We start from the raw sequence: 25803 nt of genomic DNA on the forward strand, positions 1-25803 counted from the left end.
ATGCGAGTCCGCAAGACTGCCGTGATCGCCGCGGCGAGCTCCCTGGCACTGCTCACCGGCTGCGGCGCGGCCGACATGACCAAGCAGGCCTCGCCCTTCGCCAACGCGCAGGGCGCCAAGACCGTGACCCTGTCCGTGCAGTCCTGGGTGGGCGCCCAGTCCAACGTGGCCGTCGCGCAGTACCTCCTGGAGCACGAGCTGGGCTACCGCGTCGACACCGTCCAGGTCGACGAGGTGCCCGCCTGGGACGCCCTCAGCCAGGGCCGCGTCGACGCGCTCCTGGAGGACTGGGGCCACCCCGAGCAGGAACAGCGGTACGTCAAGGACAAGAAGACGATCGCGCCCGGCGGCGAACTCGGCGTCACCGGCCACATCGGCTGGTTCGTCCCGACGTACCTCGCCAAGAAGCACCCGGACATCACGAACTGGAAGAACCTCAACAAGTACGCCGACCTCTTCCGCACCCCGGAGAGCGGCGACAAGGGCCAGCTGATGGACGGTTCGCCGTCCTACGTCACCAACGACAAGGCGCTGGTGAAGAACCTGAAGCTGGACTACCAGGTGGTGTTCGCCGGCTCCGAGGCGGCGCAGATCACGCAGATGAAGCAGTTCGCCAAGGAGAAGAAGCCCTTCCTCACCTACTGGTACTCCCCGCAGTGGCTCTTCAAGAAGGTCCCCATGACCGAGGTGAAGCTGCCGCCGTACAAGGAGGGCTGCGACGCCGACCCGGAGAAGGTCGCCTGCGCCTATCCGCACACCCCGCTGCAGAAGTACCTGAACGCGGACTTCGCCGAGAAGGGCGGCAAGGCGGCGGCCTTCCTGAAGAAGTTCAAGTGGACGACCGAGGACCAGAACGAGGTCTCCCTGATGATCGCCGACAAGAAGATGACGCCGGAGGACGCGGCGAAGAAGTGGGTGGACAGCCACAAGTCCACGTGGAAGAAGTGGCTGTCCTGACGTCCGCTAGGTCAACTGAGCGGCGATCTCCCGCAGTGCGCGGGTGGCCCGCCGCTGGAGCCCGGGACCGAAGGTGATCCGGGTGGCCCCTCGTTCGCCGAGTTCGGCGGGCGAGGGGCCCTCGTCCGTCAGGGCCCCCACGTTGACCGGCCCCTGGATCCCGGCCCGCAGCAGCGGCAGGACGTCCGGCGGGACCCCGATCGGGTACACGCAGTCGGCGCCCGCGGCGACGTACAGCGCCGCCCGCTCGATCGCCGCACCGGGATCGTCCACCCCGCAGGCGAAGGTGTCGATGCGGGCGTTGACGAACAGCCGGTCACCGGCCGCCTCCCGCACCTCGGCCAGCCAGCCGGCGTGCGCCCGTGGGTCCTGGAGCACCCCGTCCGCGGAGTCCTCCAGGTTGCACCCGACCACCCCCACCTCCAGCAGCCGCTCCACGAGGTCCTTCGGGGCGAGCCCGTAACCGCCCTCCACGTCCGCCGACACCGGCACGTCGACGGCCCGGACGATCCGGGCCACCGCCGCGAACATCTCGTCGGCCGGGACCTGACCGTCCTCGTACCCGAGGGAGGCGGCGACCCCCGCACTGGGCGTGGCGAGCGCGGGGAACCCGGCCTCGGCGAACACCCGCGCACTGGCCGCGTCCCACGGCCCGGGCAGCACGAGCGGATCGCCGGGCGCCCGGTGGTGGTGCAGGGCGCGGAACACCCCGGCCCGGCCCGCCGTACGTGCCCTCCCGGCCGTCACTTGTGCTGCCCCGGCTCGTAGTGACCCGGCACCATACGGCAGGTCACCCCGAACCGGTTCCAGGCGTTGATCACCGTGATCACGGCGATGACCTGTGCCAGCTCGGCGTCCTCGAAGTGCTTCGCGGCGTTGTCGTAGACCTCGTCCGGCACGAACCCGTGCGTCAGGACCGTCACCGCCTCCGTCAGCTCCAGTGCCGCGAGCTCCTTCGCGGTGTAGAAGTGCCGCGACTCCTCCCACGCCCCGAGCTGGATGATCCGCTCGACGCTCTCCCCGGCGGCGAGGGCGTCCTTGCTGTGCATGTCGAGGCAGAACGCGCAGCCGTTGATCTGCGAGGCGCGGATCTTCACCAGCTCCAGCAGCTTGGGGTCCAGACCCCGCCGGGCGGCCACGTCGAGCCGGACCATCGCCTTGTAGACCTCGGGCACGTGCGCGGCCCACTCCAGCCGGGCGGGCCGTTCGGGGGCGTACTCGATGCTTTCCGGGGCCGTCGTTTCGTCGGTGTGCGTCGTCATGCCCTCGACCCTAGAAAGGAAGCAGCCCAGGGGTATGGTCCATTTCCATGGCGGAATCATGGGCCACTCTGGGGCTCGACCTGCATGTGGAGCCGACCGGGCCGGGCCTGCGCCGGGGGCTGACCGACGCCCTGCGCGAGGCCGTGCGCTCCGGGCGGCTGGCCCCCGGCACCCGGCTGCCGTCCTCCCGCGCACTCGCGGCCGACCTGGGGATCGCCCGCAACACCGTCGCCGACGCCTACGCCGACCTGGCCGCCGAGGGCTGGCTCACCGCCCGGCAGGGCTCGGGCACCCGCGTCGCCGAGCGGAGGGTCGTCCCGCCCACCGGCACCGCACCCCACCCCCGTACTCCGGCCCGCCCGGCCTACGATCTGCGCCCCGGCAGTCCGGATCTCACGTCCTTCCCGCGCGCGGAGTGGCTCAAGGCGGCCCGCCGCGCCCTGACCGCCGCCCCTCACCACGCCCTCGACTACGGCGACCCGCGGGGCCGCCCCGAGCTGCGGGCCGCGCTCGCCGGGTACCTCTCCCGGGCCCGGGGCGTGCGGGCCGACCCCGAACGGATCGTGGTGTGCGCCGGGTTCGCGCACGGTCTGAAGCTGCTCGGCACGGTCCTGCGGGCGCGCGGGGCACGAACCGTCGCGGTCGAGTCGTACGGCCTCGACGCGCACGCCAGGATCCTGACCGGCTCCGGCCTGGACACCGCCGCGCTGCCGTTCGACCGGCTCGGCACGGACCCGGCCGGGCTGTCCGGAGCCGACGCGGTGCTCCTCACGCCCGCCCACCAGTTCCCCATGGGCGTGCCCCTGCACCGCGACCGCCGTACGGCCGTCGTGGACTGGGCGCGGCGCACCGGCGGGCTGGTGCTGGAGGACGACTACGACGGTGAGTTCCGCTACGACCGGCAGCCCGTCGGCGCGCTCCAGGGCCTGGACCCCGACCGGGTGGTCCACCTGGGCACGGCGAGCAAGTCGCTCGCGCCCGGGCTGCGGCTGGCCTGGATGGTGCTGCCGCCGGGCCTCGCGCAGGAGGTCGCGGCGGCCAAGGGCGGCGTCGACACGTGCGGGGTGCTGGACCAGCTGACCCTGGCCGAGTTCCTCACGTCCGGTGCCTACGACCGGCACGTCCGCTCGGCCCGCCTGCGCTACCGGCGCCGCCGGGACGCCCTGGTCGCGGCCGTCACGGCCCGGGCCCCACAAGCCCGCGTCAGCGGCATCGCGGCCGGTCTGCACGTCCTGCTGCGGCTGCCGCCGGGCACCGAGCAGCCGGTGGTCCAGGCGGCGCACTGGAGGGGTCTCGCGCTGCACGGACTCGCCCGCTACACCCACCCCGCCGCGCGGGCCGAGCCCGTCGAGGCCCTGGTCGTCGGATACGGCACTCCGCCGGACCACGCCTGGTCGGGGGCGCTCGACGCGCTGTGCGCGGTACTGCCCGGATAATCGCGCGAATTCCCCTCCGGAATTCCGGCAGGCGGATATGGTCACCCCATGAGTGAATGTTCTCCGATATCCCGTGTCGCCCTGAAGGCAATTACCCCCGACGTCTCCGCGGCCATGGGCTCCCTGCATGCCGCCGCTGTTTCCGCGGCCCAGGACGCCAAGCTCGAACCGGAACTGCTGGAACTGGTCAGGATCCGTGCCTCCCAGATCAACGGCTGCGCGTTCTGCCTCGACCTGCACACCAGGGACGCCCGCTCACAGGGCGAGACCGAGCGGCGCCTGCACACCCTGAACGCCTGGCGGGAGACGCCCTTCTTCACCGAACGCGAGCGGGCCGCCCTGGCGTTGACCGAGGCCGTGACGCTGGTCCACGACGGCCGCGTCCCGGACGCGGTCTACGCCGAGGCGGCCGCGGTGTTCGACGAGAACCAGATCGCGGCCCTCATCTGGGCGGCCACCGTCATCAACGCCTACAACCGCATCGCGATAACGACGCGAATGGCCCCGAAAAACTGAAGAAGGCGGCAGGAAAAACCCGCCGGGTCGAATGCGACCCGGCGTCGCTGTTTTCCGCGCGATTCAGCCGTCCGAAAGCGGCTCCATCATGCCGTCCAGCCATGCCCGCCATTCCCCGGCCCGTTCCACCGGAGGGACTCGCATCGGCCGTCCGATCCAGCCCGTCACCGGCCGGATGCCGTGCAACGCGTTCACCAGCCAGACCTCACGGCCGTCCAGTTCGGCCACGGTCCGCTCCCGGTGCGCGATCCGGAACCCGGAACGCAGCGCCCGCTCCTGGACGAGCCCGGCCGTCACACTCGGCAGCACGGGCAGCCGCGGCGGGGGCAGGCACAGGGTGTCGTCCTCCCACCACAGGACACCGGCGGTGGACGACTCCAGGACCGTGCCCGAGGCGGCGATCAGCACCGCCTCCTCCGCGCCCTCGCCCGCGGCACGGCGCCGCACCCGGGCCAGGGTGTCCAGGTCGGGGCCCTTGCGGCGGGGCACGGTCCGCGGATCGGACTGGCCCGCCGCCCAGAGACGAACTCCGGTGCCGAGCGGCGGAGCGGGCCGCAACCGCAGCCGCAACTCCAGGGAGCCCGCCGCCAGTTCCACCCGGGGGAACCACACCCCCGTGCGCGGCAGGACGGCGGTCACGTCCTGCCAGAACTCCGCGAGCCGGCGCGGCTCGAGCCCGCCGCAGTCACCGCAGGAGCGCGAGAACCTCTCCCGGTGCCGGGCGTAGGCCCGCACCCGGCCCTCGCGCAGCAGCCAGGAGTCCGCCACGAGCAGCCGTCCTCCGTCCGTCCGCTCCGAGGCCGGGACCGGCCCACCGCCGGGCGTCCACGCCCACAGGCCCTCCGCCACCGCCTGTCCCGTCACCACAAGGCCCTCCTCAGTACGTGCGGCCCGCTCCACCGCCGGTCTCGTCACCGAGGATCGCCCTCAGTACCTGCGGCCCGCGACCGCGGGCGCCCCGTGCCGGGGCCCGTACGGCGCGTGCTCCAGCCAGGATCCACACCAGGGCAGCACGGGTGCCAGCGCCGCCGCGGCCCGCTGTCTGACCCGGACGACCCGGCGGCGCGGCCGCAGATGGTCCAGCGCCGTACCGGCCGCGGCGCTGTTGAACAGGCCCGCCGCGCGCCGCACCTCCGCGAAGTGCGCGACCGCCTCGCCGGTCCCGGCGGCGATCGCCTCGGCGGCGGCCGCCGCGTCCGCGATCCCGCTGTTCATCCCGCGCGCCCCGAACGGCGGGAAGAGATGCGCCGCCTCACCGGCCAGCAGCACCCGCCGGTGCGGATCGGCGAACGAGGCCGCCACCTTGCGCACGAAGCGGTACGTCGACACCCACAGGACGCGCTCGCCGTAGCCGTCCCCGACGATCGCGGGCAGCCAGCGCCGTACGGCCTCCTCGGTGCCGAACTCCTCCGGCCGGTCCGCGTCGCGGCACTGCAGGTCGACCTGGAAGCCGCCGGTGAACGGCACCCGCATCACACTGCGCCCGCCGGCTCCGGGATGCTCGTAGTGGAACACCCGCTCCCACGGCAGCTCGGCCCTCGGCACATCGGCGACGTCCACGACGACGTGGAAGCCCTCGCCGCGGGTGCCCTCCAGCTCGATGCCCAGCGCGCGCCGGACCGCGGAGCGGGCCCCGTCGGCGGCGACGACACGGGAAGCGCTCCACTCCCGCCCGTCCGCCCCCGTCAGCCGGACCCCGCTGTCCGTGCTGTGCACGCCCGTCACGCGGGCGTCCCACACGAAGTCCACCCCGGCCCGCTCACAGGCCGCGCGCAGGAACCGCTCGGTGTCGGTCTGGCGCAGGCTGGTGAAGGGCGGCGGCCCGGACGGGGGCGGGAAGGTCCGGGCGTAGACCTCACGGCCCCGGTAGAGGGTGCGCCTGGTGTGCCAGGTCCGCCCGAACGAGGTGACCTCGGCGGCGAGGCCGGGCAGCATCGCGTCCAGCAGGGCGAGGGTCTCCCGGTGCACGAACAGGGCCCGGCTGCCAGGCCGTTCACGGTCCTCGGGGTCGGCCTCCAGCAGCGTGACCGGCAGGCCGTGCGCCCGTAGCGCGAGGGCCGCCGACAGCCCCACCGGCCCGGCGCCCACGACCACGACCGGGGTCACGCCCGCACGCCCTGGGCGAGCATCCGGGCGATCTCCACCCGCTTCACCTTCCAGGTCGCCGTCATCGGCAGTTCCTCGAACCGCCACTGACGGGGCTCGGCCATCGGCGGCAGCCCGGCCGTGGCCCGCCGCCAGCGCTCCGGGTCCAGGGGCCGCTCGCCGCGCACGCACACCACCGGCACCGGCTCGCGGTCCGCCCCCGGCACGATCACGACCTCGCGCAATTCCTCCAGCCGGGACATCAGGGCGTCCTCGACCTCCAGGTTGCTGTGCACCGCGTCGATCCGGTCGACCTCCCGGTCGATCAGGTACAGCGCGCCCAGCCGGTCCCGGTAGCCCAGGTCGCCCATCTCCCACCAGCCGTCGGTGAGCTGACGGTCGTAGCGGTCCGGCATGCCGAGGTAGGTGAGGATCCGGCCCCGCGTGCGCGCCTCGATCCGGCCCGGGGTGCCGGGCGGGACCCGTGCGCCCTCGGCGTCGGTGACCCGGACCCGGGTGAAGCCGGGTATCCCGAACCCGACCCGGCGGCCGTCCGCCCGGGCCGCACTGCGCCGGGTCACCACCTGGAACGCCACCGGGCCCGTCTCGCTCTGCCCGTACAGCTGGATCAGCCAGGGCGTGCGGCGCCGCGAGGCGTCCAGCAGCCGCCGCACGGTGCGCGGATGGATCGCGTCGAACGTCGAGCCGTACGACCTGACCCGGGACAGCGGCGCCCCGGGCGCTCCGGCCAGTTCCTCCCACAGCACGAACGTGTTGGGGTGCGTCTCCACGATGCCGGGCCGGTGCCGGACCAGCAGCGGGCCCACCGCGGCCGGGTCCGGGTCGGTGATCAGCACGAGCGGGCTGCCGAAGTGCAGCAGCACGCCGAGCAGATGGTAGAAGCGCGAGTGCGCGAACGACATGTGCAGCGCGGCGGTCTCGCCCCGGGTGGGCCGGCCCATCGCCTGCTGCGGCACGAGCCGGTTCCACATGGTCCGCGCGCAGTGCACGGCCAGCTTGGGGACGCCGGTGGTGCCCGAGCTGTGGGTGATCAGGGCGGGTTCGCGGGGGTGCAGCCGGACGGGCGGGGGCGGTTCGGCGCCGGTGTACTTCGCCAGGGGCTCGGCACGGGGCGCGTCGTTTACGGACAGCGTCCGCCGCACGAGCCCGGACAGGGCGATGTCCTTCAGGCCGTCCAGCGTCGCGGCGTCGGTGACCAGCCAGGGCTGCCGCAGCCGTGCGAGGAGCTGCCCGGCCACCTCCGGGGCCAGCGCCGGCGACAGCAGCACGGGCACGGCCCCGATACGGGAGATCGCGCAGGTCAGCAGCATGATGTCGACGTTGTCCGCCTTGTGTACGACGACCTGCTCCGAGGGCCGCACCCCGGCCTCCCACAACCGGCCCGACAACTCCTCGACCACCTCGGCCAGCACCGTGTAGCTCAGGTCGGCCCCGAGGGAGGGGGCGACGTCCAGCGGCCGGTCGAGGGTGACGAAGACCGCGCCGTGCCGGTCGGCCGCACGCCGGAACACCGGTCCCAGGTAGAACCCTCGGTCGGCGAGCACGTGCTGTCTCATGGGGTCGTTCCTCTCCGTGGTGGTCACCAGGCGCCCTTGCGGACCAGATGGCGGCGGAGCTTCCCGGTCGGGGTCCGGGGCAGCGACGGGACGAAGCTGACGCTGCGGGGGACCTTGAACGCGGCGAGGCTCTCGCGCGCCAGGCCGGTCAACTCGTCGGCCAGACCGTCGCGTACGGGCGCCGCGGGGACCACGAAGGCCCGCAGCCGGCTCGCGCCGCGCCCGTCGGGAACCGCCGCGACGGCCACCTCCCGCACCGCCGGATGGCCGCGCAGCACGGCCTCCACCTCCAGCGGGGAGACGGTGATGCCGCCGACCATCTCCATGTCGTCGACGCGGCCCAGATGCCGATAGGTGCCGTCCGGTTCGCGGCGGGCCCGGTCCCGCGTGGCCAGCCAGCCGCCCACGAGGGTCCGGGCGCTCTCCTCGGGCCGGCCGAGATAGCCGGGCGTCACCGTCGGCCCGCGCACCCACATCTCGCCCTCGGCGCCGTCCGGCACCGGATGCCCGTCACGGTCGCGCAGCTCCACCTCGAAGCCGGGTACGGGAAGCCCCACGGTGCCCGGGTGGTTGTGGGCGAAGCCGTTGGCGCAGAACGCGTGACCGGCCTCGGTGGAGCCGATCTGCTCCAGCACCGGAGCGTCCAGCAGGGCGGTCACCTGCCGGGCCAGCCCCTCCGGCAGCCCCTCGCCGGCCGACACCGCCGCCCGCACCGAGGCGAAGCAGCCCTGGTGCCCGTGGCCCCGCTCGGCGACGAGCGCGGCGTACGCGGACGGCACGGAGTACAGCAGCGTCACCCGGTGCCGGGCCACGAGCTCGTCGATGGTCGCCGGGGAGGGCCGCCGGTCGACCAGGACGGCGGACGAGCCGGAGAACAGCGGGAAGACGAACGCGTTGCCGAAGCCGTAGGCGAAGAACAGCTTCGACACCGACAGGGTGACGTCCTCCGCGGTGATCCGCAGCACGCGCCGCCCGACCAGGTCGTGGTATGTGCGGGGATCGCCGTGCGTGTGCACGACGCCCTTGGGGCGGCCCGTGGTGCCGGAGGTGTACTGCACGTAGAGCGGGCTCCTCGCGTCCACCCGGTGCGCGGGGGCGGGCGCGGCGGCGGGGGTGAGGGCCATCAGCTGGTCGGCACCGAGCACCGCCCGGGCGGCGAACCGCCCCTCCGGGCCCGGCCCCGTCACACACAGCACGGCCTCGGTGTCCCCGGCCAGGAAGGCGTGGTCGGCGGCCGGGAGCTCGGGGTTGACCAGGACCGCTACGGCACCGAGGCGGGCGGTGGCGAGGAAGGCCGTCACCCAGGCGAGGGAGTCCGGCAGCGCGAGCAGCACACGGTCGCCGGGGCGCACCCCGTGGCCGGCCAGCACGGTGGCCGCCCGGGCGGCGAGGTCGTGCACCTCGCCGTGGGTCCAGGCGCGGTGCCCCTGGTGGAAGGCGGTCCGACCGGTCCATCCGCGCCGCTCGGCGAGTTCCGCCAGGTGGGCCGCGAGGTTCCCGGGCGCCCCGGTCCCGGCCGGGCTCAGGGTGGCTTGCGGACTGGTCATCGCCGGGCCTCCCCGGCCGCACCGGCCTTCTGCCCCGGCGGCGGCTGCCGGCGCGTCCGGCCGGCGGTGTGCTGGTGCAGGGCCCGCATCGGGGCCGCCGTCTTCAGCAGCATCTCCTCGTACTCGGCCTCCGGGTCGGAGCCGAGCACGATCGCGCCCCCCGCTCCCAGATGCACCTGGCCGTCGGCGAAGACGGCGGTCCGGATCACGATGCTGAGGTCCGCGCCGCCGCCGCAGCCGAAGTAGCCGAGGGCGCCGGAGTAGACCCCGCGGGCCTCGGTCTCCAGCGAGTCGATGATCTCCAGCGTGCGCAGCTTCGGCGCGCCGGTCATGGACCCGCCCGGGAAGCAGGCCCGCACGCAGTCCACCGCGTCCGTGCCGGGCCGGAGCCTGCCTTCCACGGTCGACACCAGCTGGTGCACGGTGGCGTACGTCTCCGTGGCCATCAGCCGGGAGACCCGTACGGTCCCGGTGCGGCAGACCTGCCCCAGGTCGTTGCGCAGCAGGTCGACGATCATCAGGTTCTCGGCCCGGGTCTTGGCGTCCGCCGCGAGCGCGTCCCGCAGCCGGGCGTCCTCCTCCGGCCCGTCGCCCCGGGGCGCGGTGCCCTTGATGGGCCGGGCCTCGGCGGTGCCGTCCCGGCCGATCCGCAGGAACCGCTCGGGCGAGGAACCGGCCACCTCCAGTTCGCCGAACCTCAGGAACGCCGCGTAGGGGGCCGGGTTGTCGCGGCGCAGCGTCCGGTAGAACTCCAGCGCGTCGGGCGGAGCGGGCAGCCGGGCGGCGTTCGTCAGGCAGACCTCGTAGCTGGTGCCCGCCCGCAGCGCCTGTCGGCAGGCTTCGATGTCCGCGAGGTACGTCGTCCGGTCGCGCACCAGCCACGGCTCGGCGGCGCCGGGGTCGGCCGGGGCCGGCGGCGCGGGCAGCGGCGGGCGCTCCGTCGTCACGCAGGAGAGGCCGGCCAGCACACCGTCCAGCCAGTCGGCGGCCTCCCGCGCGGCCTGCGGGGTGTCCTCCGCCAGGCACACGACGTAGGTGAAGCCCTCCTCGTGGTCCACCGCGATCACCCGGTCGGCGAACAGCCAGGCGGCGTCCGGGGCGGGGGAGCGGTGCCGGCTGGACGACCCGCAGTCGGCCTTCATCTCGTAGCCGAAGTAGCCGACATAGCCGCCGGTGAAGTCGAACGGCAGCCCCGTCGCGTCCACCCGGCGGGTCGTCAACTGCCGCTTCAGATAGTCGAAGACACTCGCCCTGACCCGCCGCACCGGCCGATCCGCCCGCTCGATCTCGCACTGCCCGGCGGCGACGTCGTACCGCACGAACTCGGCGAGCGGCCCCTGGTCGTCCCCGAGGAACGAGAACCGCGACCGCCCCGGCTCGACCAGCGAACTGTCCAGCCAGAAGGACCGCGGCGACCCCGCGAACAGGCGCTCGAAGACCGCCTCGGTGTCGACGGCACCGCTCATCCGCCGGGTGTGCAGCCGATACCCGGCCCGCCCGGGACGACGGGGCCGGGGGAAGCCGGCGGAGGGCGCATGCGCGGCGGCAGACCCATCGACGCCGACGGGCGTGCCCAGCCCCGCGGCCGGGACGCCGCCGTGCGCCGGAGAGGCCCCGCCCGGCAGTTTCGCCGCGCCGAGGGGCACGACTGCCGCCCGGGAGACCGCGGCGACCTGGAAGACGGCCGCCGTCGCGGGCTTGCGCGGGCGCTCGGTGTCCGAGGGGGCCGCCCCCGCTCGCCACACCCCCGTGGCGTACTCCGGGACGCCCGGGCGCCGCCGGACCCCCTCGTGCGACGGCACGGCCGTGTTCTTCGTGCGCAGCTTCCCGGCCCGCTGGGCGGTGAGATTGCGGAAGTTCACGAGCATGCGGTGCCCGTACTCCGTGAGGACCGACTCCGGATGGAACTGCACCCCCCACAGCGGCCGGCTGCGGTGCCGGAGCCCCATCAGGACGCCGTCCTCCGCCCAGGCGGTGGCCTCCAGCGTCTTGGGCAGCGGCTCGCGCACGGCCAGGGAGTGGTAGCGGACGGCGGTGAAGTGCTGCGGCAGCCCGTGGAACAGGTCGCGCCCGTCGTGCCGGACCGTGGACAGATGCCCGTGCCGCGGCTCCGGAGCGGGCCCCACCAGACCGGACTCCCCGATCGCGATGCCCTGATGCCCCAGACACACCCCGAGCACCGGAACCGGGGAAGTCGCGAGCAGCCTGCCCCCGATGCCGAAGTCACGCGCCTCGCCCGGGTGCCCGGGGCCGGGGGAGACGACGAGGTTGTCGAACGCCCGGAGATCAGGGAGACCGTCGACGGGCGCGTCGTTCCGGACCACCACCGGCTCCTCGCCGTTGACCTCGGCGATCAGCTGGAACAGGTTGTACGTGTACGAGTCGTAATTGTCGATGAGCAGGGTCTTCACCCGCCCACCTCCCTCTGTTCGTTCGCGGGCCTATGTGGCCCGGCGTTTGTGCCGGCCGCGCAGTGCCTGGAGCGACGGGTACAGCCATTTCCTGAAGAAACGCTGGAGCCGAGGCATGAGAATCCAGGTGACAAGAGCCGTCACACACAGACACAACAACAGCGTGCGAAACAGTGCATTGAGGTCACCGAGATAGGGGAGGACCGTCAGATTGAACAGGAGCACCGGTGGGAAAACCGCGCTCATATTCACGAACCACAGTTTCCATTTCGACGGCGGAGCCGGCGGCGCGGGGGTCAGCGTCTGCGCGTCGAACCAGGCCCGGGCGCCCGGCACCCTCCGGCGCTCCGCCTCCCGGGCGACCCCCTCCAGCCGGGCGTCCCACCGCTCCCGGGAGTTTGATTTCTCCCAAGCCAGGGCCGAACCCTCGCTGGCGAAGCGATAGACGACATGCCACTCCGCCCCTCCGTCGACAAGTACCCCACCCCCCAGAAATCCCGGCTGCCGCGCGGTCGCGGCCAGCATGGCCCACCCCCAGGAGTGGAAGTCGGCCGCACGGCCCGGCGACACGCGATAGGCCACGGTGACCGTGACGGGATTACTGGTCACGCCGTCCCATACGGAAAGCGCTCACCCCGCGTTCAAGATTCAACAAACAATTTTCCGGTCGTTCGCAAGATCACCCCCGAAGGTTCGGACTTTTCCGCAGCCGGAAAGCGCCGTCCCTCACCGCGGTGCGACGGCGTGCTCCTCCGCCTCCACCGGCGCCTCCCCGAACCGCGACAGCGCCAGCGCCCCCGCCACCGCCACCGCGAAACCGAGGATCGCCAGCCATCCCAGCCCCGGCCGCGTACGGTCCCCGAGCCACACCACACCGATCAGCGCGGGCGCGACGGTCTCCCCGAGCACCAGCCCGGCCGTCGCCGTCGTCACCGACCCGCGCTGCAGGGCCGTGGTGAGCAACAGGAAGGCCGCCCCGCCGCCGAGCAGCAGCGCGTAGGTCGCCGGATCGGGGAACAGCTCACCGGCCGAGAACCCGTCGATGAGCCGTACCGACACCTCCACCACCCCGAACCCCAGCCCCGCCCCCAGGCCGAGCGTCAGCGCCCGCCCCCGCTCCGACAGCCGCCCGGCCGCGGCCCCGAGCAGCAGCACCCCGGCCGCCGCCCCGAGCATCGCCCACTGCAGCCAGGCCGGCCCCTCCTCGTCACCCTCCGCCCCGGAGGCCAGCCCCAGCAGCGCGAGCCCGGCACACACCACCGCCACCGCCGCCCACTCCACACGGCTCAGCCGCACCGTGAGCAGCGGCGCCGCGACCACGGCCGTCACCGCGAGGCTCGCGGCCAGCGCCGCCCCCACGGCGTAGATCGGCACCGACCGCAGCGCCAGGATCTGCAGCACGAAGCCGAGCCCGTCCAGCGCGAGGCCCGCCAGATACCGCCACTGCCGCAGCGCCCGCCACAGCAGCGCCACGTCCCCGCCCGGCCCGGTCGCCGCCGCCGACCGCGCGGCGATCGCCTGCAACACCGTCGCCGTACCGAAGCAGACCGCCGCACCAAGGGCGCACAGCATTCCAAAGATCACAAATCGACAGTAGGCGAGCGGCCGCGAACGGGGGGCCGTGCGCGCCCGTCCTCACCCATCTCTAGGCTGACCGTCTGTCAGTGCACGACGGGGAGACACGGGGAGACACGCACATGGCTGAGACACGGCGGCGACTGCGCTCGAGCACGGTGGTGCTGGGTGGCATGGGCGTCCTCGCGGCGGCCCTGTCCGCCTGTGGCTCCGACCCGGACCGCCGCTGCGTGGACCGGGACAGCTACGACTACATCAACGGCTACAAGATCGTCGCCGACAGGAACTGCTCGTCCGGCACCTCCTCCTCGGGCAAGGGCCGCAAGACCGGCAAGGCCAAGAGCACCGACGCCGACTGGTACTACGACGCCGACGTCAGCGGCGGCTACGCCGACGACGGCACCTTCAGCCGCAGCGAGGCCGTCGACCGGGGCGGCTTCGGCTGCTCGGGCTCGGGCAGCGGCGGCGGCTGAGGGCGGACACGGCAGATGGAACGCAGAACCGCCGAACCCCGCCCCGGTTGGCAGCAGACCGTCGAGGAACAGGGCCTGATCTACCCCCTGACCCGCTACCCGGACGACTCACTGCGCCCCTACTGGGACGAGAGCGCGTACTACGTCTTCTCGCTGGAGGAGATCGAGGCCCTCGAAGAGGTCGTCGAGGACCTCCACCGCATGTGCCTGGCGGCGGCCGCCCACATCGTCACCGAGGACCGCTTCTCCGACCTCGGCATCACCGACCCCCGCGTGGCCCGCACGGTCGCCGAGGCCTGGCAGCGCCGAGCCGAACTCCCCTCGGTCTACGGCCGCTTCGACCTCCGCTACGACGGCACCGGCCCGGCCAAGCTCCTGGAGTACAACGCCGACACCCCCACCTCCCTGGTCGAGGCCGCTTCCCCCCAGTGGTTCTGGATGGAGGACCGCTTCCCCGGCGCCGACCAGTGGAACTCCCTCCACGAACGCCTCATCGACGCGTGGCAGAAGCAGGCCGCCCTCCTCCCGCCCGGCAGCCCTTTGTACTTCGCGTACTCCTCCGCCGACGAACTCGGCGAGGACATGATGACGGTCGCCTACCTCAAGGAGACGGCCGAGCAGGCGGGCATGGCCACCGACTGGATCGCCATGGAGGAGATCGGCTGGGACCGCCTCTCCGGCCGCTTCGTCGACAACCGCCTCCGCTTCATCCGCAGCATCTTCAAGCTCTACCCGTGGGAGTGGCTCACCACCGACCGCTTCGCGGACCACGTCCTGGACACCCTCGACAACGGCGGCGGCACGGGCTCCACCCTGTGGATAGAACCGGCCTGGAAGATGCTCCTCAGCAACAAGGCGCTGCTCGCGATCCTCTGGGAGCTGTACCCGGACCACCCGAACCTCCTCCCCGCGTACCTGGACGGCCCCCGCGGCCTGTCCACCACGGGCTGGGTGGCCAAGCCCCTCCTGGGCCGCGAGGGCGCGGGCGTCACGATCCACGACCCCGGCACGGCCCCCGTCCTGCGCGACGAACCTTGCTGCTACCAGCAGCTCGCCCCCCTCCCCGACTTCGACGGCAACCGGGTGGTCCTGGGAGCCTGGGTGGTGGAAGACGAGTCGGCGGGCCTGGGCATCCGCGAGTCCTCGGGCCTGATAACGGACGAGTACGCCCGCTTCCTGCCCCACGTGATCCTTTAGTGACCTGCTTTTCAGGGGCGCGGGGAACTGCGCGATCAGCCACGGACAACCCGCACTCGGCGACGAAGAGCAACCCGGCAGACGCTCCCCGCCCACCCCACCCGGTAGGCTGCTCACGGGCCGTGACTGGCGCGCTGGGATGGGACCAACCATCGGGGAGCGGCCCGAGCAGACAGAGCCGTGCGCCTGGGCCGTACCGTGAACGCTGAACGCAACGTCCGGAGGTCCCCATGTCAGCAGAGCTCACCCCCGCTTCCACCGCCTACCGCGCCGCCCTCGACGTCATCCGCGCCGTCGAACCCCGCGTGGCGGACGCCATCGGCCAGGAGGTCGCCGACCAGCGCGAGATGCTCAAGCTGATCGCCTCCGAGAACTACGCCTCCCCGGCCACGCTCCTGACCATGGGCAACTGGTTCAGCGACAAGTACGCCGAGGGCACCGTCGGCCGCCGCTTCTACGCCGGCTGCCGCAACGTCGACACCGTCGAGTCCCTCGCCGCCGAGCACGCCAAGGAGCTCTTCGGCGCCCGCCACGCCTACGTCCAGCCGCACTCCGGCATCGACGCCAACCTCGTCGCCTTCTGGGCCGTCCTCGGCGCCCGCGTCGAGGTGCCCTTCCTGGAGAAGACCGGCGCCCGCCAGGTCAACGACCTGACCGACGCCGACTGGGCCGAGCTGCGCCAGGCCTTCGGCAACCAGCGCATGCTCGGCATGTCCCTGGACGCCGGCGGTCACCTCACCCACGGCTTCCGCCCGAACATCTCCGGCAAGATGTTCGACCAGCGCTCCTACGGCACGGACCCGGCCACGGGCCTCATCGACTACGAGGCGCTGCGCACCTCCGCCCGCGAGTTCAAGCCGCTGATCATCGTCGCGGGCTACTCGGCCTACCCCCGTCTGGTGAACTTCCGGATCATGCGCGAGATCGCCGACGAGGTCGGCGCGACGCTCATGGTCGACATGGCGCACTTCGCCGGCCTGGTCGCGGGCAAGGTCCTCACCGGCGACTTCGACCCGGTCCCGCACGCCCAGATCGTGACGACGACCACCCACAAGTCGCTGCGCGGCCCCCGCGGCGGCATGGTCCTGTGCGACGACTCCCTGAAGGACCAGGTCGACCGCGGCTGCCCGATGGTCCTCGGCGGCCCGCTCCCGCACGTCATGGCCGCCAAGGCCGTCGCCCTCGCGGAGGCCCGCCAGGAGTCCTTCCGCGACTACGCCCAGCACATCGTCGACAACTCCCGCGCCCTCGCCGAAGGCCTGATGCGCCGCGGCGCGACCCTGGTGACCGGCGGTACGGACAACCACCTGAACCTGATCGACGTCGCCTCCTCCTACAGCCTCACCGGCCGCCAGGCCGAGGCCGCCCTGCTCGACTCGGGCATCGTCACCAACCGCAACGCGATCCCCGCCGACCCGAACGGCGCCTGGTACACGTCCGGCATCCGCATCGGCACCCCCGCCCTGACCACCCGTGGCCTGGGCACCGCCGAGATGGACGAGGTCGCCGGCCTCATCGACCGTGTCCTCACCACCACGGAGCCGGGCACGACCAAGTCGGGCGCCCCCTCCAAGGCGTCCCACGTCCTCGACGCGAAGATCGCCGACGAGATCTCCCGCCGCGCCACCGACCTCGTGGCCGGTTTCCCGCTGTACCCGGAGATCGACCTGGGCTGACGCCCACGGCCTCTCATTCGTCCAGGTCGATCAGTACCTGACGCGGCTCCTCCCGCGGCGGTCCGGCTTCCCGCCGGGCCGCCGCGCGGCGTATCAGCAGCGTGCCGCCGGCTCCGGCCGCGAGCCCCAGCGCCCCCGCCGCCACCGCCCAGCGGGCCTCACCCCGCACCGGCCCGGGCAGGCCGGCGGCGGCATCGCTCCCGACGGGCCCGTCCTCCGGGTCTCCCAGCAGCCGCCCCCTGTCCAGCCGGTCGAAGAGCGACCGCGGCGCCCGGTGCCAGCGGATGTCGTCGTCCTCCACGGCGGGCGTCGGATCCGACCGCACCCACGGCGTGCCGTCCTCGGCCACGAACAGCTGGTCCTGCCGCTCGACGGCCACGTCCCCGCCCGGCGGCCGGTTGGTGGCGGGCCAGCCGCCGACCCCGGACAGCCCCCAGACCACCGTCAGCCGCACCGGTGGGAAGTGCCCCGCCGCCCACTCCTGCGGAACCCGCTCCGTCCCCCTGAACGTGGGCTCGAGCAGCTGCCACAGCCGGGCGAAGGCCGGCTGGCCCGAGCGCACCGCCGTCGTCCGCCCCGTGCCGCCCTCGACGACCATCGCCACGTCCGGGACGTCCCGCGGCCGCAGCGGGAGAGCCACGGCGGACGTCACCGCCACGCCCCCGGCCAGAGCACCCGCCACCGCCACCACCAGCACCCGCCGCACCATCCCGCGCCGGCCCCTCCCTCTCCCCGCCCGGCCTCGTGCCCGCATCGGTCCCCCTCCCCGTCTGCACCGCCCCGAACACCGCACGGGTCATACCCCTGCCGCGCCTCATCCCCTTGTTACACCGCCGGGGCCGGACGGGTGCCCGTCTGTTTCCGGCCGGTTCGGGATCGGCCTCCGGGACCTGAGAGAATGGTGAGCATGGCCTCTGACCGACCTCGCGTGCTCTCCGGGATCCAGCCCACCGCCGGCTCGTTCCACCTCGGCAACTACCTCGGCGCCGTCCGCCAGTGGGTGGCCCTGCAGGAGACCCACGACGCGTTCTACATGGTCGTCGACCTGCACGCGATCACCATCCCGCAGGACCCGAAGGACCTGCGCGCGAACACGCGCCTGGCCGCGGCCCAGCTCCTCGCGGCGGGTCTCGACCCGGACCGCTGCACGCTCTTCGTGCAGAGCCACGTCCCCGAGCACGCCCAGCTCGCCTGGATCATGAACTGCCTCACCGGCTTCGGCGAGGCCGGCCGGATGACCCAGTTCAAGGACAAGTCCGCCAAGCAGGGCGCCGAGCGCGCCTCGGTCGGCCTGTTCACGTACCCGATCCTCCAGGTCGCGGACATCCTGCTCTACCAGGCCCACGAGGTCCCGGTCGGCGAGGACCAGCGCCAGCACATCGAGCTCACCCGCGACCTCGCCACGCGCTTCAACGGCCGCTTCGGCGATACCTTCACCCTCCCGAAGCCGTACATCCTCAAGGAGACGGCGAAGATCTACGACCTTCAGGACCCGTCGATCAAGATGAGCAAGTCGGCGTCCACGCCGAAGGGCCTCATCAACCTCCTCGACGAGCCGAAGGCGACGGCCAAGAAGGTCAAGAGCGCCGTCACCGACACCGAGACGGTGATCCGCTTCGACGCCGAGAACAAGCCGGGCGTCAGCAACCTCCTGACGATCTACTCGACCCTCACCGGCGAGAGCATCGCCGAGCTGGAGGAGAAGTACACCGGCAAGATGTACGGCGCGCTCAAGACGGACCTCGCCGAGGTCATGGTCGAGTTCGTCACGCCGTTCAGGGAGCGCACCCAGCAGTACCTGGACGACCCCGAGACGCTCGACTCGATCCTGGCCAAGGGCGCCGAGAAGGCCCGCGCGGTCGCCGCGGAGACCCTCGCCCAGGCCTACGACAGGGTCGGCTTCCTGCCCGCCAAGCACTGAACCGGCCCCCGCACACAGCCGTACCACCGAACAGCGCTGTACATCACTCCGGTTGCGCCTGCCCGTAACCCGGTCGTGGCCGTACAGTCGATAACCGGGTGGTCGTATCAGCGGCCACACTGACACGACGGGAGACGACGTGGGGACCGTAACGATCGGTGTTTCGATCGCGGTCCCGGAGCCTCACGGCAGCGAGCTCCAGCAGCTGCGCGCGGGCTTCGGCGACGCCTCTGCTCACGGCATCCCCACGCATGTCACCCTGCTGCCGCCGACGGAGGTCGACGAGAGCGCCCTGCCGGCCGTCGAGGCGCATCTGGCCGAGGTCGCCGCGGCGGGCCGCGCCTTCCCCATGCGGCTGTCCGGCACCGGCACCTTCCGCCCGCTGTCGCCGGTGGTGTTCGTCCGGGTCGCCGCGGGCGCCGAGGCCTGCACGCTGCTCCAGCAGCAGGTCCGCGACCCCGCCGGACCGGCCGCCCGCGAACTGCAGTTCCCCTACCATCCGCACGTCACCGTGGCGCACGGCATCGACGAGGCGGCCATGGACCGCGCCTTCGAGGAACTCTCCGGTTACGAGGCCGAGTGGCCCTGCACCGGTTTCGCCCTCTACGAGCAGGGCGCCGACGGCGTCTGGCGCAAGCTCCGTGACTTCCCCTTCGGCGGCTCGGTGGTCCCCCCGCAGGCCGGGCGGGTGGAGCGCGGCTCGGTTCCCACCCGCTGAGCCCCCGCGGGTCGGACCGGCAGCCGCCGGAACACCTCGCCGGTCGGACCGGCAGTCGCCGGAACACCTCGCCGGTCAGATCGGCAGCCGCCGGAACACCCCGCGTGGCAGGTGCCGCAGCGCCGCCATCACCACCCGCAGCGTCCCCGGCACCCACACCGTCTCCGAGCGGCGCCGCAGCCCCAGCTCCACGGCCGTCGCGACCGCCTCGGGCGTGGTCGCCAGCGGCGCCTCCGGCAGCCCGGCCGTCATCCGCGTCCGCACGAAGCCGGGGCGTACGACCATGACGTGCACGCCCGTGCCGTGCAGCGCGTCGCCCAGGCCCTGCGCGAAGGCGTCGAGGCCGGCTTTGCTGGAGCCGTAGATGAAGTTCGCGCGGCGGGCCCGCTCGCCCGCGACGGAGGACATCACGACCAGCGAGCCGTGTCCCTGGGACTGGAGCGAGCGGGCGCACACCAGACCCGCCGAGACCGCGCCGGTGTAGTTGGTCTGCGCGACCCGCACCGCCGCCTCGGGCTCCCGCTCGTCGCGGGCCTGGTCACCGAGCAGCCCGAAGGCGAGCAGCACCATGTCGACGTCGCCCTCGGCGAAGACCTTGCCGAGCACGGCCTCGTGGGAGGCCGGGTCGAGGGCGTCGAAGGCGACGGTGTGCACGTCGGCCCCCAGCCCGCGCAGCTGCCCGGCGGCCTCCTCCAGGGCGGGGGAGGGGCGGCCGGCCAGCCAGACCGTGCGGGTACGGCGGGCGATCAGGCGGCGGGCGGTGGCCAGCGCGATCTCGGACGTACCGCCGAGGACGAGCAGGGACTGGGGGAGGCCGAAGGCGTCCTTCATGACAGCAGCTCCTAGAGGTTGCTCAGAGACTGAGGCGGCGGGCCAGGTCGGACACGAACACCCCGCGCGGGTCCAGTTGGGCGCGCAGCTCGCGGAAGTCGCCGAGACGCGGGTACATGGCCGCGAGCAGGTCCGGGCGCAGCCGGGCGTCCTTGGCGAGGTAGACGCGGCCGCCCGCGGCGGCTACCTCCTCGTCCAGTTCGTCGAGGAACGCGCCGAGGCCGGGCAGGCCCGCCGGGATGTCCAGCGCCAGCGTCCAGCCCGGCACGGGGAAGGACAGCCACCCCGGGTCGGCTTCCCCGAAGCGCTTGAGGACGGCCAGGAAGGACGGGCAGCGGCGTTCCGAGATGCGGCGCACGATCCGGCGCAGCGCGTCCTCCCGGCCGTGGCCGACGACGAACTGGTACTGCACGAAGCCGCCGCGGCCGTAGACGCGGTTCCAGTGGGGTACGCCGTCCAGGGGGTGGAAGAACGAGGAGATGCGCTGGAGTTGGCCGGTGCGGGCGCGGGGGGCCTTGCGGTACCAGAGCTCGTTGAACAGGCCCACGGTCGTCCGGCTGAGCAGGCCCTCGGGGAGGATCGCGGGGGCGGCCGGGAGTCGGGCGGTGCGAAAGGCGAGCGGGTCCCGGCGCAGGCGGGCGGGGAGCGCGTCCAGTGGGGCGTGGTCGCCGCGGGTGAGGACCGCGCGCCCGGTGGCGGCGCCCCGGGCCAGCAGGTCGATCCAGGCGACCGAGTAGCGGTAGCGGTGGTCGGTGGCCGTCAGCCGGGCCATCAGGTCGTCCAGGTCCGACGCCCGCTCGGTGTCGACCGACATCAGCGACGTCTCGACGGGCTGGAGCCGGATCGTCGCGGTGAGGATCACGCCGGTCAGGCCCATGCCGCCGGCCGTCGCGTCGAACAGCGGCGTGCCGGGGACCACCGTGCGGATCCCGCCGTCGGCGGTGAGCAGTTCGAGGGCGAGCACGTGCCGCGAGAAGGACCCCGAAACGTGGTGGTTCTTGCCGTGGATGTCGGCGCCGATCGCCCCGCCGACGGTGACGTAGCGGGTGCCGGGGGTGACGGGCACGAACCAGCCGAGGGGCAGCAGCACCTCCATCAGCCGGTGCAAAGAGACGCCCGCGTCGCACAGCACGGTCCCGCCGTCGGCGTCGATCGCGTGCACCCGGTCCAGGGCCGTCATGTCGAGCACGGACCCGCCCGCGTTCTGTGCCGCGTCCCCGTACGCCCGTCCCAGGCCCCGGGGGATCCCGCCGCGCGCCCCGCAGTCCCGGACGGCCGCCGCGGCCTCCTCGTACGTCCGCGGACGGATCAGCCAGGCGGCGGTGGGGGCGGTGCGGCCCCAGCCCGTGACGGTGGTGTGGTCCAGGCCCATGACGTCCGGGTCGGAATCGGTGTCGGCAGACATGTCCGTGACCGTATCGCCCAACTGTGAGCGAATAGTTAGCGAACATGGCATCCCTCCCCGAAATGGGTGATTAATGGGATGTCGCCCAATATTGCCGGAGTTCAGGCCCGAAGGGCGTGAACAGTGAGTCCACATGGACGACCTCGACGACCTGCACGACATGGACCACCGGATCGTTTCGGCGCTCAGGGAGTGCGGCACCGACCCGCGCGTCGCCGGCGCCGCCCGTGCCCTGTCCTGGGCGGGGGAGCACGCGGCGCTCTGGCTGGCGGCGGGGCTCGCCGGAGCAGCCGTCGACGGCGGGCGCCGCGCCGTTTGGCTGCGCGGCACCGCACTGACCGCGGGGGCGCACCTGGTCAGCATGGGGGTGAAACGGGTCGTGCGCAGGCCGCGCCCCGCTCATGTCGTTCCCCTGGTGCGCACCGCCGGTCGGCACTCCTTCCCCAGCTCGCACGCCGCCTCCGCGGCGGCCGCGGCCGTCGCCTTCGGTGCCCTGGGCGCCCACGCGGTCCCGCCGCTCGCCGGGCTGGTGTGCGTCTCACGGCTGGTGGCCGGCGTCCACTTCCCCACGGACATCGCCGCCGGCGCGGCCCTCGGCGCCCTCACGGCCCGGCTCGGCGCCCGCTGGATGCGGGAAGGCGCCCACCATGACTGAGGCGGCCGTCCTCCGCCAGCGCACCCACGACGAGCGGTCCGCACCACCCCGCAGGGGTGGTCTCCTCGCCGGTCTCCTCAGGACCGCGCGCCCCAAGCAGTGGGTCAAGAACGTCCTCGTGGTCGCCGCCCCGGCCGCCGCCGGCGAGCTCTTCTCCCGGCACGCGCTGCTCCAACTGGCCCTCGTCTTCTGCCTCTTCACCGCCTGCGCCGCCGCCGTCTACCTCGTCAACGACGCCCGCGACGCCGACGCCGACCGCGCCCACCCCGTCAAACGGCACCGTCCGGTCGCCGCCGGGCAGGTCCCGGTACCCGTCGCCTACGCCGTCGGCGGCTGCCTGGGCGTCCTCGCGCCCGCCGCCGCGGCGTGGCTGTGCGGCCCCGCCGTCGCCACCCTGCTGACCGCCTACCTCGTCATGCAACTGGCCTACTGCGTCAGCCTCAAGCACGTCCTGGTCGTCGATCTCGCCGTGGTCACCACCGGCTTCCTCATGCGCGCCATGGTCGGCGGACTCGCCCTCGGCATCCCGCTCTCGCGCTGGTTCCTGATCACCACCGGTTTCGGTGCCCTGTTCATGGTGTCGGCCAAGCGCTACTCGGAAGCCGTCCAGATGGCCGGAAAAGCGGGCGCCACCCGCGCGTTGCTCACCGAGTACACCACCGGCTACCTCCGCTTCGTCTGGCAGCTCGCGGCCGGTGTGGCCGTCCTCGGATACTGCCTGTGGGCCATGGAGGAGGGCGGCGTCCCGCACACCAGCGTGCTGCCGTGGCGTCAACTGTCCATGGTCGCCTTCATCCTGGCGATCCTCCGCTACGCCGTCTTCGCCGACCGCGGCACGGCCGGCGAACCCGAGGACGTCGTCCTGGGCGACCGCGCCCTCGCACTCATCGGCATCGCCTGGGTGGCGATGTACGGCCTGGCCGTGGCGAACTGGTGACCACACGCGCGTGGCGGCGCCCCAGGTTCCCGGGCCGCCGGGAACTGCTCGGCTTCGCCACCGTCGGTCTCCTCGCCTACGCCGTCGACCTCGTCCTGTTCACCGCCCTGCGCGGCCCCGCCGGACTGGACCCGATCACCGCCAAGTCGTTGTCCTTCCTCGCCGCCTGCACGGTCGCCTACGCGGGCAACGCCCTCGGCACCTACCGCACCGCACGCGCACCGGGCCTGCGGGGGTACGCCGTGTTCTTCGCGGTGAACCTCGCAGGAGCCGCCCTGCAACTGCTCTGCCTGGCCGTCAGCCACTACGGCCTCGGCCTCACCTCGCAGCGCGCGGACACCCTCTCCGGCGCGGTCGTCGGTATGGCGCTGGCCACAGTCCTGCGGTTCTGGGGTACCCGTACATGGGTGTTCCGGGCGGAGGGCAGAGTCGGATCATGGACTGGCTGAAAAGACTCCCGGTGATCGGGCCGTGGGCGGAGCGGCTGATGATCACGCACGCGTGGCGGTCGTACGAGCGGCTCGACCGCGTGAAGTGGACGCGGCTGGCCGCCGCGATGACCTTCACCAGTTTCGTCGCGCTGTTCCCGCTGCTGACGGTGTCCGCCACCATCGCCGCCGCCACGCTCAGCACCGCGCAGGAGCACAAGCTTCAGGACAAGCTCGCCGAGCAGGTTCCCGGCATCTCCGACCAGCTCGACATCGCCGGACTGGTCGACAACGCCGGCACCATCGGGCTCATCGCGGGCGCCCTGCTGTTCTTCACCGGCGTCAGCTGGGCCGGCTCCATGCGCGAGTGCCTGCGGGCGGTGTGGGAGCTGTCCGACGAGGAGGAGAACCCCGCCCTGCGCTACGGCAAGGACGCGGGCGTCCTGATCGGCCTCGGCGGCGCGCTGCTGGTCACCATCGCCGCCTCCGCCGTCGCCTCCGCGATGATCGGCTGGATCATCAAGGAAGCCGGCATCGACGAGGGCGGCTGGGGCGGGGTCCTGCTGCACATCGCCGCGTTCCTGATCGCCGTGCTCGCGAACTTCCTGCTCCTGCTCTACGTCCTGACGCTGCTGCCCGGCGTCGAGCCGACCCGCCACCGCCTGGTCGTGGCGGCGCTGACCGGAGCGATCGGGTTCGAACTGCTGAAGCTGCTGCTCAGCGGCTATCTGCAGGGCGTGGCGGCGAAGAGCATGTACGGCGCGTTCGGCGTGCCCGTCGCGCTGCTGCTGTGGATCAATTTCACCTCGAAACTGGTGCTGTTCTGCGCCGCCTGGACGGCGACGCAGAGCAAGGAGGACGAGGTCCCGGACCTCACGGCCGGGTCCGGCGGCGCACCAGATCCGGCAGTGGCCACCGGCGGTTGACGAGGAACGCGGCGCCCGCGAGCAGCACCAGCACCCCACCCGTGATGCCGAGCGCGGTGCCGATGCCGCTGGAGCCGTCCGCGGCCGGGGCGCCGGCCACCGGCTTCGAACCGGTCCCGGCCGTGCCGCCGCCGTCCCCGGAGCCCCCCGCCTCGCCCGAGGGGTTCGCGCCGGGCTTGGCCTGCTCGGCACCCTTGGGCGGCACGAGTTCGCCCACCGGCTGCACCTTCCCGGCCGCCTTGAAGCCCCAGTCGAACAGCCGGGCCGTCTCCTTGTAGACCTCGTTGTGCTCGGGCTTCTCTGGGTTCATCACCGTCACCAGCAGCACCTTGCCGCCACGCTCGGCGACACCGGTGAAGGTGGCGCCGGCGTTGGTGGTGTTGCCGTTCTTGACGCCCGCGATGCCCTGGTAGACGGGCACGTCCACGTCACCGGCCAGCAGCCGGTTGGTGTTCCGGATCTCGAAAGGCTTACGGACCTTCTTGCCCTTCTTGTTCTTCTTCGTCTCGCCGGGGAACTTCGCCGTGACCGTCGAGGCGTACTCGCGGAAGTCCGGCTTCTGCATCCCGGAGCGGGCGACCAGCGTCAGGTCGTAGGCGGACGAGACCTGCCCCTCCGCGTCGTAGCCGTCCGGGCTGACCACGTGCGTGTCGAGGGCCTGGAGCTCCTCGGCGTGCTCGTTCATCTCCTTGACGGTGTTGTCGACGCCCTTGTTCATCGCGGACAGCACGTGCACGGCGTCGTTGCCGGACTGCAGGAAGACACCGAGCCACAAATCGTGGACGGTGTACGTCTCGTCCTCCTTTATCCCGACCATGCTGGAGCCCGGGCCGATACCGGCCAGGTCGGAGGGGACGACCTTGTGCTCGGTGTCCCTCGGGAACCTCGGCAGTAGCGTGTCCGCGAACAGCATCTTCAGCGTGCTCGCCGGGGCGAGGCGCCAGTGCGCGTTGTGCGCGGCCAGCACGTCTCCGGACTCGGCGTCGGCGACGATCCAGGAGCGCGCGCTCAGGTCCTTCGGCAGCGCAGGTACGCCGCCCGCCAGGTTCACCTGCGTGCCCGGCTTGCCGAGCCGGGCGCCGCCCACGCTCGACATCGAGGCCGGGGGAGTGGCCGAGGGGCTCGCGCTCGCCGACGGGCTGTCCGAGGGCTTCGGGGCGGCGACGGCGGCGGGTGCGGCCAGGGCGAGGGACGACAGGACGGCGGAGGTGACCAACAGGGATCGCCTGGTGGTCTGCTTCGGAGCGGGCACGGTCGGAAACGTACATGC

At 72.8% G+C, this 25803-nt stretch carries 25 protein-coding genes and 1 riboswitch; of the genes, 12 read left to right on the top strand and 13 right to left on the bottom strand.

All coding sequences use genetic code 11. The annotated features are described in order from the left end of the window. A complete protein-coding gene (locus ABTX60_RS04040) occupies positions 1 to 957 on the top strand; it encodes an ABC transporter substrate-binding protein (protein ID WP_352095505.1) in 957 nt (318 codons plus the stop codon). A gap of 6 nt (positions 958 to 963) precedes the next feature. Here ABTX60_RS04040 and ABTX60_RS04045 read toward each other — a convergent pair whose 3' ends face one another. After that, the gene (locus tag ABTX60_RS04045) at positions 964 to 1704 is read right to left on the bottom strand and encodes an isocitrate lyase/PEP mutase family protein (protein WP_352095506.1); all 741 of its coding nucleotides are present in this window, start codon (positions 1702 to 1704) and stop codon (positions 964 to 966) included. Next, positions 1701 to 2219 carry a carboxymuconolactone decarboxylase family protein gene (locus ABTX60_RS04050; RefSeq protein ID WP_352095507.1) on the bottom strand — a complete coding sequence of 173 codons (519 nt, stop codon included), beginning with the start codon at positions 2217 to 2219 and terminating at the stop codon, positions 1701 to 1703. The genes ABTX60_RS04045 and ABTX60_RS04050 overlap by 4 nt, the downstream gene beginning before the upstream one ends. 47 nt (positions 2220 to 2266) lie before the next feature. Between ABTX60_RS04050 and pdxR the strand changes: the two genes are divergently transcribed. Beyond that, positions 2267 to 3655, top strand: a complete 1389-nt coding sequence (gene pdxR, locus ABTX60_RS04055) for a MocR-like pyridoxine biosynthesis transcription factor PdxR (protein WP_352095508.1) — start codon at positions 2267 to 2269, stop codon at positions 3653 to 3655. Between the two features lie 48 nt (positions 3656 to 3703). Then, positions 3704 to 4171, top strand: a complete 468-nt coding sequence (locus tag ABTX60_RS04060) for a carboxymuconolactone decarboxylase family protein (RefSeq protein ID WP_352095509.1) — start codon at positions 3704 to 3706, stop codon at positions 4169 to 4171. 63 nt (positions 4172 to 4234) lie between these two features. Here the strand turns inward: ABTX60_RS04060 and ABTX60_RS04065 are convergent, their stop codons facing one another. The 7 genes from ABTX60_RS04065 to ABTX60_RS04095 form a co-directional block, all read right to left on the bottom strand. Then, the gene (locus ABTX60_RS04065; protein WP_352095510.1) at positions 4235 to 5035 is read right to left on the bottom strand and encodes an aminotransferase class IV; all 801 of its coding nucleotides are present in this window, start codon (positions 5033 to 5035) and stop codon (positions 4235 to 4237) included. A gap of 63 nt (positions 5036 to 5098) precedes the next feature. Further along, on the bottom strand, positions 5099 to 6277 hold the full coding sequence (locus ABTX60_RS04070) for an FAD-dependent oxidoreductase (protein ID WP_352095511.1): 1179 nt from the start codon (positions 6275 to 6277) through the stop codon (positions 5099 to 5101). Beyond that, positions 6274 to 7833, bottom strand: coding sequence for a class I adenylate-forming enzyme family protein (locus ABTX60_RS04075; RefSeq protein WP_352095512.1), 1560 nt, complete (start codon positions 7831 to 7833; stop codon positions 6274 to 6276). The genes ABTX60_RS04070 and ABTX60_RS04075 overlap by 4 nt, the downstream gene beginning before the upstream one ends. 23 nt (positions 7834 to 7856) lie before the next feature. Then, complete coding sequence (locus ABTX60_RS04080) at positions 7857 to 9380, bottom strand: AMP-binding protein (protein ID WP_352095513.1); 1524 nt, start codon at positions 9378 to 9380, stop codon at positions 7857 to 7859. Next, on the bottom strand, positions 9377 to 11791 hold the full coding sequence (gene pabB / locus ABTX60_RS04085) for an aminodeoxychorismate synthase component I (RefSeq protein ID WP_352095514.1): 2415 nt from the start codon (positions 11789 to 11791) through the stop codon (positions 9377 to 9379). The genes ABTX60_RS04080 and pabB overlap by 4 nt, the downstream gene beginning before the upstream one ends. A 30-nt stretch (positions 11792 to 11821) precedes the next feature. Then, a complete protein-coding gene (locus tag ABTX60_RS04090) occupies positions 11822 to 12400 on the bottom strand; it encodes an antibiotic biosynthesis monooxygenase (RefSeq protein ID WP_352095515.1) in 579 nt (192 codons plus the stop codon). Between the two features lie 117 nt (positions 12401 to 12517). Continuing rightward, the gene (locus ABTX60_RS04095) at positions 12518 to 13363 is read right to left on the bottom strand and encodes a DMT family transporter (protein ID WP_352095795.1); all 846 of its coding nucleotides are present in this window, start codon (positions 13361 to 13363) and stop codon (positions 12518 to 12520) included. Positions 13364 to 13488: 125 nt separating this feature from the next. On the opposite strand from ABTX60_RS04095, the gene ABTX60_RS04100 reads away from it, so the two are divergent. The 3 genes from ABTX60_RS04100 to ABTX60_RS04110 all read left to right on the top strand — a co-directional run bounded on the left by ABTX60_RS04100 (position 13489) and on the right by ABTX60_RS04110 (position 16712). Beyond that, complete coding sequence (locus tag ABTX60_RS04100) at positions 13489 to 13839, top strand: hypothetical protein (protein ID WP_352095516.1); 351 nt, start codon at positions 13489 to 13491, stop codon at positions 13837 to 13839. 15 nt (positions 13840 to 13854) lie between these two features. Then, on the top strand, positions 13855 to 15036 hold the full coding sequence (locus tag ABTX60_RS04105) for a glutathionylspermidine synthase family protein (RefSeq protein WP_352095517.1): 1182 nt from the start codon (positions 13855 to 13857) through the stop codon (positions 15034 to 15036). A gap of 112 nt (positions 15037 to 15148) precedes the next feature. Next, positions 15149 to 15235: riboswitch (ZMP/ZTP riboswitch) on the top strand. Between the two features lie 31 nt (positions 15236 to 15266). Further along, the gene (locus tag ABTX60_RS04110; RefSeq protein WP_352095518.1) at positions 15267 to 16712 is read left to right on the top strand and encodes a glycine hydroxymethyltransferase; all 1446 of its coding nucleotides are present in this window, start codon (positions 15267 to 15269) and stop codon (positions 16710 to 16712) included. Positions 16713 to 16725: 13 nt separating this feature from the next. Here the strand turns inward: ABTX60_RS04110 and ABTX60_RS04115 are convergent, their stop codons facing one another. After that, on the bottom strand, positions 16726 to 17421 hold the full coding sequence (locus ABTX60_RS04115) for a hypothetical protein (protein WP_352095519.1): 696 nt from the start codon (positions 17419 to 17421) through the stop codon (positions 16726 to 16728). Between the two features lie 198 nt (positions 17422 to 17619). On the opposite strand from ABTX60_RS04115, the gene trpS reads away from it, so the two are divergent. Both trpS and ABTX60_RS04125 read left to right on the top strand, forming a co-directional pair. Continuing rightward, positions 17620 to 18633, top strand: coding sequence for a tryptophan--tRNA ligase (trpS, locus tag ABTX60_RS04120; RefSeq protein ID WP_352095520.1), 1014 nt, complete (start codon positions 17620 to 17622; stop codon positions 18631 to 18633). 139 nt (positions 18634 to 18772) lie between these two features. After that, entirely contained in the window at positions 18773 to 19351 is a 579-nt protein-coding gene (locus tag ABTX60_RS04125) for a 2'-5' RNA ligase family protein (protein WP_352095521.1), read from the top strand. 75 nt (positions 19352 to 19426) lie between these two features. Here the strand turns inward: ABTX60_RS04125 and dprE2 are convergent, their stop codons facing one another. Continuing rightward, positions 19427 to 20182: a decaprenylphospho-beta-D-erythro-pentofuranosid-2-ulose 2-reductase gene (gene dprE2 / locus ABTX60_RS04130; RefSeq protein WP_352095522.1), complete on the bottom strand. Its 756-nt coding sequence runs from the start codon at positions 20180 to 20182 to the stop codon at positions 19427 to 19429. 22 nt (positions 20183 to 20204) lie between these two features. Continuing rightward, entirely contained in the window at positions 20205 to 21587 is a 1383-nt protein-coding gene (dprE1, locus tag ABTX60_RS04135; RefSeq protein ID WP_352095523.1) for a decaprenylphosphoryl-beta-D-ribose oxidase, read from the bottom strand. 133 nt (positions 21588 to 21720) lie between these two features. On the opposite strand from dprE1, the gene ABTX60_RS04140 reads away from it, so the two are divergent. From ABTX60_RS04140 to ABTX60_RS04155, 4 genes are read left to right on the top strand one after another with little or no spacing between them, the layout of a single operon-like run. After that, the gene (locus ABTX60_RS04140; RefSeq protein ID WP_352095524.1) at positions 21721 to 22242 is read left to right on the top strand and encodes a phosphatase PAP2 family protein; all 522 of its coding nucleotides are present in this window, start codon (positions 21721 to 21723) and stop codon (positions 22240 to 22242) included. Next, a complete protein-coding gene (locus ABTX60_RS04145) occupies positions 22235 to 23179 on the top strand; it encodes a decaprenyl-phosphate phosphoribosyltransferase (protein ID WP_352095525.1) in 945 nt (314 codons plus the stop codon). Before ABTX60_RS04140 ends, ABTX60_RS04145 begins: the two co-directional genes overlap by 8 nt. Beyond that, positions 23176 to 23628: a GtrA family protein gene (locus ABTX60_RS04150; RefSeq protein WP_352095526.1), complete on the top strand. Its 453-nt coding sequence runs from the start codon at positions 23176 to 23178 to the stop codon at positions 23626 to 23628. Before ABTX60_RS04145 ends, ABTX60_RS04150 begins: the two co-directional genes overlap by 4 nt. Further along, on the top strand, positions 23616 to 24533 hold the full coding sequence (locus ABTX60_RS04155; RefSeq protein WP_352095527.1) for a YihY/virulence factor BrkB family protein: 918 nt from the start codon (positions 23616 to 23618) through the stop codon (positions 24531 to 24533). Before ABTX60_RS04150 ends, ABTX60_RS04155 begins: the two co-directional genes overlap by 13 nt. Here the strand turns inward: ABTX60_RS04155 and ABTX60_RS04160 are convergent. Then, positions 24481 to 25785 carry a D-alanyl-D-alanine carboxypeptidase family protein gene (locus tag ABTX60_RS04160; protein WP_352095528.1) on the bottom strand — a complete coding sequence of 435 codons (1305 nt, stop codon included), beginning with the start codon at positions 25783 to 25785 and terminating at the stop codon, positions 24481 to 24483. The two genes, ABTX60_RS04155 and ABTX60_RS04160, sit on opposite strands and share 53 nt — an antisense overlap. Positions 25786 to 25803 lie beyond the last annotated feature (18 nt).

This window comes from Streptomyces sp. NPDC126510, assembly GCF_040302345.1.
In the GTDB taxonomy this organism is placed as follows: Bacteria; Actinomycetota; Actinomycetes; order Streptomycetales; family Streptomycetaceae; genus Streptomyces.